The sequence below is a fragment of the Mycobacterium sp. OAE908 genome (genome assembly GCF_017872775.1).
Taxonomy (GTDB): Bacteria; Actinomycetota; Actinomycetes; order Mycobacteriales; family Mycobacteriaceae; genus Mycobacterium.
Genome location: NZ_JAGGJL010000001.1, coordinates 2,477,492 through 2,484,025, shown reverse-complemented (window position 1 = coordinate 2,484,025; position 6,534 = coordinate 2,477,492). Strand labels below are relative to the sequence as shown.

Annotated in this window: 4 protein-coding genes and 1 pseudogene; 3 read left to right on the top strand and 2 right to left on the bottom strand. The window is 65.1% G+C overall.

Translation table 11 applies throughout. The annotated features are described in order from the left end of the window. From J3E61_RS12125 to J3E61_RS12115, 3 genes and pseudogenes are all read left to right on the top strand, one after another. Positions 1–272 (top strand): annotated as a pseudogene (locus tag J3E61_RS12125) (hypothetical protein); the annotation flags it as partial. Next, the gene (locus tag J3E61_RS12120; RefSeq protein ID WP_210083707.1) at positions 272–3,034 is read left to right on the top strand and encodes an AMMECR1 domain-containing protein; all 2,763 of its coding nucleotides are present in this window, start codon (positions 272–274) and stop codon (positions 3,032–3,034) included. The pseudogene J3E61_RS12125 and the gene J3E61_RS12120, both read left to right, overlap by 1 nt. After that, positions 3,031–4,857: a RiPP maturation radical SAM C-methyltransferase gene (locus tag J3E61_RS12115; RefSeq protein ID WP_210083706.1), complete on the top strand. Its 1,827-nt coding sequence runs from the start codon at positions 3,031–3,033 to the stop codon at positions 4,855–4,857. The genes J3E61_RS12120 and J3E61_RS12115 overlap by 4 nt, the downstream gene beginning before the upstream one ends. Before the next feature lie 10 nt (positions 4,858–4,867). Here J3E61_RS12115 and J3E61_RS12110 read toward each other — a convergent pair whose 3' ends face one another. Further along, complete coding sequence (locus J3E61_RS12110) at positions 4,868–5,164, bottom strand: hypothetical protein (protein ID WP_192725948.1); 297 nt, start codon at positions 5,162–5,164, stop codon at positions 4,868–4,870. 35 nt (positions 5,165–5,199) lie between these two features. Continuing rightward, positions 5,200–6,534, bottom strand: coding sequence for an NtaA/DmoA family FMN-dependent monooxygenase (locus J3E61_RS12105; RefSeq protein WP_210083705.1), 1,335 nt, complete (start codon positions 6,532–6,534; stop codon positions 5,200–5,202).

The window sequence follows — 6,534 nt, the reverse complement described above, 5'->3', positions numbered from 1 at the left end:
CCCGGATCGCACCCGAAATCAGCGAGACCGAGCCCCAACACCCAGAGATCGCACCCGAAGTCATCGACCCGGGTGCTCCGGAGATCGCTCCCGAAATCAGCGAGACCGAGCACCCCGAAGTTGCGCCCGAGATCAGCGAAACCGAATATCCCGAAGTCGCGCCCGAGATAAGCGAAACCGAGTATCCGGAGGTAGCGCCGGAAGTCGCGGAGACCGGGTACCCGGAGGTCGCTCCCGACTCGGGGCCGGATCCGTTCATCGATCCGCACTAGTGTCTGACGAGGACCGCCAGCAGCTGCTGAAGTTGTTGCGCACCAAGGGTATTCTGCACCGGACGGCCACACAGCCCGTCCTCAGCCGAGACGGTACCCCAGCGCGCTGGATGCTGGACTCGCTCAATGTGACGCTGACTCCAGAAGGCGCGAGCTTGGCGGCCCGATGTCTGCTGGCCGAACTCGAGTCGTTCGAAGGTCGCCAGCTCGCCACCTACGGGCTCACCGGAATTCCGCTGATGCAAAGCTGCCTGGTACTCGGCGACGGTCGTTACCGCGGTGCGCTGATTCGCAAGGAGCCCAAGAAGCACGGGTCCTTGAAGGTCATCGAAGGCGAACTGGATCCGGCTGAGCCGGTGGTCATCGTCGACGACTCGGTCAGTTCCGGGCTTTCGATGTGGAATTGCGCAAATACTCTCGAACAAGCGGGTTTTCATGTCGAGGGCGGCGTCACTCTCGTCCGCTTCCGCTACCTGCAAGGCACCGCACTGTTGATACGCCGCGGCCTGCGGATGGCGACGGTCTTCGACATCGACGCCGATTTCATCCGCCAGATGGACGGCGAGCCACCTCGACTCGCCAACCCGACCAAGATGTTCGGTCCATTGACGGCTACCGGCGTGCCCGCAGCGGAGGGACTGCATCCGGCGGCGCTGGCGCGCGCGGTCATCGCCGAATATCTCCGTTCCGGCCGAGTGCTTGACGGTCCTGCCAGCCTCGACGACGACTATGACGCGGCCGGTGGCTGCTGGGTGAGCCTTCGCCGCCGAACCGCGATCAACCGTCGTCCCGCGCGCGACGGCTTCTGGCATTTCCCAGGTGAGGCCGGCAACGGGGCGCCCCGCGACGTGGTGTTGGCAGCCGTGCGCACCGCCAGGCAACTCCAAGCGAAACATGATGACGCGCAAGAGGTTCTGGACGAGTGCGCTATCGCGGTGACATTCTTCACCGCACTCGAGCAGTGCACGGTCGGTGAACTCGACAACGAACGCTACGGCATCGTGGTGCGCAGCGCTGACCGCGACGCGACCATGGGTGGGGCGCTGCCCCGGATGCCGGGCATCGCCAACGAGTGGCAACAGTTCTGGCATGCTGCACGTCGCAATGCCAAACTTGAGCCGCTCGAGCCTTACCGGCTGTACCGGCACGATGTCCGCAAGGCGGTCGAGCCCGGCGTCACATGGCAGCCGACCGGAGCCCCGGACTCTCCCCGCACGGCGTGGCCTGAGCACGCGGCCCGGGTGCTTGCCCGCGGCGCGCGTCTACACATCGTCGATACCTCTGCGCCATCGGAATCCGTTGAGCTGCCTGATCACATCATCGGGCTGTTCGTGACCGTCTATGCCGACGGCAAGATCGTCGGGTGCACCGGCAGTTACAGCGGTGACCTCGCGGCGAAGGTGCCCGCCCTGGCTGAAGCAGCTCTTCACGACAGCCGCTTCGGCGAACCTTCTCCCGATGCCGAGATTGCGGTGGGCGTCTCGCTGCTGGCCAATGCCGTCGAGATCGGAGCGGCTTCGCCGGATTGGGTGACGCATCCGATTCGCTTCGGGGAGCAGGCGCTTCGCGTCCGCCAGGGCACGCGCGACGGTTTTCTGCTACCCGGCGTCGCCATGATGCGAAGCTGGACGCGCCGACAGTACGTCGACGAGGTCATCGACAAGGCGGGCATCACCCGGGCGCCCTATCACTGGACGCGGTATGACTGCGCGACGTGGATCGCCGACCGCGACGGTGAGCGCCCGATCGTTGATGGGCTGCCCGCGGTGCGGGACCCAGAACCCGGCACAGCCAACCGGTTGCGTGAGCTGCTGACGGAATACACCCTGCGCGTTCACACGTCGACAGAACCGCCGGTGAACCGCTACCAGGTGTTCGCCGACCGGCTTCGGACCGGTGTGCTTCCCGCGAGGCTCGCCTACGGCGCGTGGGTGAAGGCGCGGGCCGGACTGGCCACCCAGTGCGCCGAGGATCTGGACCGGCTCACCGCCACTGGTGGCTCGTCGGAGGTCGAGGACCATCCCCCTTCCATCGCTACGGTGGCCTTTACCGTTCTGGCGCAGCTGCATTCGGACATCCATGCCGGCGACAACACCATCGACATGCTGTGGTCGGCCATCGACATCCACGGCAGGATAGCGACCCATCGCGACGGCGGGCACGACCGCGACCAGGATTACGCGCCAGGGCAAGTGCTGATGGCGTTGGCCGCAGCCGCTCAGCGGGAGATGACCGACATCCGCGAACCCGACCTGCGGCGGGCGTTCAGGTATTACCGGATGAGGTTTCGTCAGAACCACTCGTGGGGCGCGGTCACCTGGTTGACGCAGGCCTTTTCGTGGTGGGCCGTCGCGCTGGACGACCCCTCGACGCTCTCGGACGCATACGAGATCGCCGACTGGGCTCTCGGGTTCCAGTCGGTGCGCTCCGGGGCGTTCCTCAACGACCACCAGGCCGATACTCCCGGCGCCACCACCGCCTTGTATCTGGAGGCTGTGGCCGCAGTGCGCGCCGCCGCTCACCATTTCGGCCACAGCGATCGCGAAACCCGTTATGCCGCTGCCCTGTCCGCCGGCATCGGCTTTCTCGGCCGGCTGGTGTATCTGGATGCTCACCGCGCTGTTCTGCCCAATCCCGGCTGGGCGCGGGGCGGCATCCGAATGTCGCTGACTTCCAGCGACATTCGCACCGACTATGTGCACCACGCCCTGTCGGCGGTGCTCGGCAGTCTGGACACCGCACCATACGGGTGGTCTCGATGAAACCGATGGCACTGATCAGCGCGCCCACGTTGGCGGCGCGGTTTCCCTCGTTCCAGTTGGCCTTGCTCAAACCGCTGATCGAGCGGGCAGGTTTCGAAGTCGAACCGATGTCGTTGTTCCTTCGCTTCGGCGAGTTCGTGGGCTGGGGTTTGAACGAAGCGCTCTCCGAGGTGTCCGGCTGCATGGCCGGCGAGTGGATCTGGTCGAAGGCCGCGTTCGGCCAGTCTCTCGATGTGGACGGATATCTCGACGAGTCCGGCCCCGATCTTGCGGCGATCGCCGGGCGGGCGGGCGCCGACGTCGGCGACATCGTCGCTCTGCATCAGACGAAGGCCGAGGAGTTCGTCGAACACATCGTGTCCGAAATCGATTGGACCCGTTACGGGGCGGTTGGTTTCAGCGTGGTATTCCAGCAGATGCTCGCATCCCTCGCGCTGGCCAAAGCCATCAAGCGGCGACATCCCGACATCCCGATCATCTTCGGCGGCGCGACTTTCGAAGACGACATCGCCGGTGAAATCCTCCTCAACAATCCGCAGGTGGACTACATCCACTGCGGCGATGCGGATCAGTCCCTCCCCGAGGTGATCGGGCGGATCTACTCTCGTGCCGGGATGCATGGCGTGGCGGGCATGATGTGGCGCCAGCACGACACGGTGCAATACGAGGGCCGCGCACCGAATTTCACCGCGCTGGACGGCAATCCCATTCCCAACTTCGACGAGTACTTTCACGCCAGGCGCAGCACGGGTTACGAACGCTCTCCCGGCCGTAAGAAGGTCATGCTGCCGATCGAGACGGCGCGCGGTTGCTGGTACGGGATGAAGAACCACTGCACGTTCTGCGGACTCAACCGGGCAGGCATGGAGTTCAGGAGCATGAAACCCGAAGGGGTGCTGCGACTGCTCAAGGCGTTGTCGTCGCGATACGGCGTACGCGACTTCAACGCGATCGACAACATCATGGCGCCCGCATACATCTCGAGGCTTTTCGGTCGGCTCGCCGACGCGCACAGTGACGTGCGCCTGCACTACGAGATCCGGCCGAAGTTGTCCCGAGCGCAGTTGCGCGACCTGCGCCGTGGCGGCCTGTTCTCGGTGCAGCCGGGTATCGAAAGCTTCAGCACCAACGTGCTGACCGCGATGCACAAGAACGTCACGGGCGTCGGCAATCTCGAATTGCTCAAGTGGACGACCTACTACCGAATGAACAACCTGTACAACATCCTTTACGGATTCCCCGGCGAGACCGTCGACGACTACCGCGCCCAAGCCGACATTCTGCGCAAGATCCCGCATCTTCAGCCGCCGTACGCGATCGCCAGAGCCCGGCCCGACCGCGGCTCGCCGATGTTCGACCAACCCGAGCAGCACGAGGTGTACGGGCTGCGGCCCGCGCGCTGCTATCGCCACATCTATCCGCCGGAATACGACCTGAGTCGAGTGGCGTACTTCTTCGAACACGACACCGACCGCGGACTCGCCCCTGAGTCATACGCCGAATGCCACAAGCTGGTAGCGGACTGGAAGCGCCGGTGGCGGCGCACGCCCAAGCCGTACCTGCGCATGGTGAAGACGTGGGAGTCGCTGACCATTCACGACGGTCGCAGCGACGCCTATCGGCGGTACCGCTTCGACGACGCCGAAGCCGCGATCTACGAAGCCTGCACCGACGCCCGAACCTCCGAGGAACTGCTTCAGGCGCTCGATTGCAGCGCCGACCTGCTGGACGCCGGGCTACGCCGGTTTCTCGACCTCGACCTGATGGTTCGCCTGGACGGCAGATACCTGGCCCTTGCACTGCCCGACAATCGCCACTACTGAGCCGAGCGCCTCAGGTGAGCACCTCGTAGCCGAGCAGGAAGATCGCGGTCAAGCACAGTCCGCAGCCGATGACGATCGTCGGCATCAGGATCATGCTGTCGAGTTCGTCGTCGTCGAGCACATCGCCTTCAAAGCGCCCGAACAGCACCCGCGCCACCCCGGTCCTGCGGAACGTGTGCACCAGACCGCGCACGGCTTTGGTGTCGCGTCTGCGGCCGATGAACGTGCGCGACGCGAAGCCGAACACAAACGTCAGTGCGGCGGCGCCAAGAAGCAGCCAGCCCACCGTCGCCTGAGAAATCGACACATGCACCCCCGGTGTCCACGACACCACGAGCCAGCCTATAGGCCCAGGTGATCCCGCAGGGTATGCCCGTTGTACTCGGTTCGGAAACTGCCGCGCTCCTGCAGCAGGGGCACGACGCGGTCGACGAAGTCATCGAGTCCGTGCGGAGTCAGGTGGGGCACCAGGATGAAGCCGTCGCACGCGTCGGACTGCACATGCAGATCGATCTCGTCGGCCACCTGCGTCGGTGTGCCCACGAACTGCTGCCTGCTGGTGACGGCAATGACCAGTTCGCGGATGGACAGGTTGTCGGTCTCGGCGCGTTCCCGCCATGCCGCGGCAATGGCCTTCGGGTCGCCGTGGCGGACCCTGCCCTGCGTGACGGTCGGGTCGTCGGCCGGTTCGACGTCCGGTAACGGGCCATCGGGGTCGTACGCGGACAGGTCCCGCTGCCACACCTGCTCGAGCATGGCAATCGCCGTCTGCGGGCCCACTTGCTGTTGGCGGATGTGGCGCGCCTTCTCGACGGCCTCATCCGCGGTGTCCCCGAGGACGAATGTCGCGGCCGGAAAGACCTTGAGCTGGTTCGGATCTCGACCATACGATGCGGCGCGGGACTTGACGTCGGCATAGTATTGCTGGCCGGCTTCGAGCGACGAATGCAGCGTGAACGCCGCATCGGCGTATTTGGCCAGGAACGCCCGGCCATCGCCGCTGTCACCGGCTTGCAGCAGCACGGGATGGCCCTGCGGAGCGCGCGGCAGCGTGCTGACACCGCGGACATCGAACTGCGGTCCGCGGTGTTCGACGACGCGAATCCGGTTGGGCTCGACATAGACTCCGTTCTCCCGGTCCGCGAGCACAGCATCAGGTGCCCAGCTGTCCCAGAACTCGCGGGCGACGGTGACGAACTCCTCGGCCCGCTTGTAGCGCTCGGAGTGGTCGAGGAATCCGCCGCGCCGGAAGTTCTCTCCGGTGAAGGCGTCCGACGAGGTGACCACGTTCCAACCAGCGCGACCGTCGGAGAGATGGTCCAGAGTCGCGAATTGCCTTGCCACCTCGAACGGTTCGTTGAACGTCGTATTGATGGTCCCCGTCAGCCCGAGGTAGTCGGTGACGGCGGCCAGCGCCGCGAGCACCGTGAAAGTGTCGGGCCTGCCGACGACGTCCAAATCGTGAATTCGCCCGCGGTGCTCACGTAGCCGCAGCCCCTCGGCGAGGAAGAAGAAGTCGAACAGTCCCCGCTCAGCGGTCCGCGCCATATGGACGAACGAGTCGAATTCGATTTGGCTGCCGGAGTCGGGGTCCGACCACACGGTGGTGTTGTTGACGCCGGGGAAATGCGCAGCCAGGTGAATTTGCTTACGGTCTTTGCCTTCTCGAATGGCCAT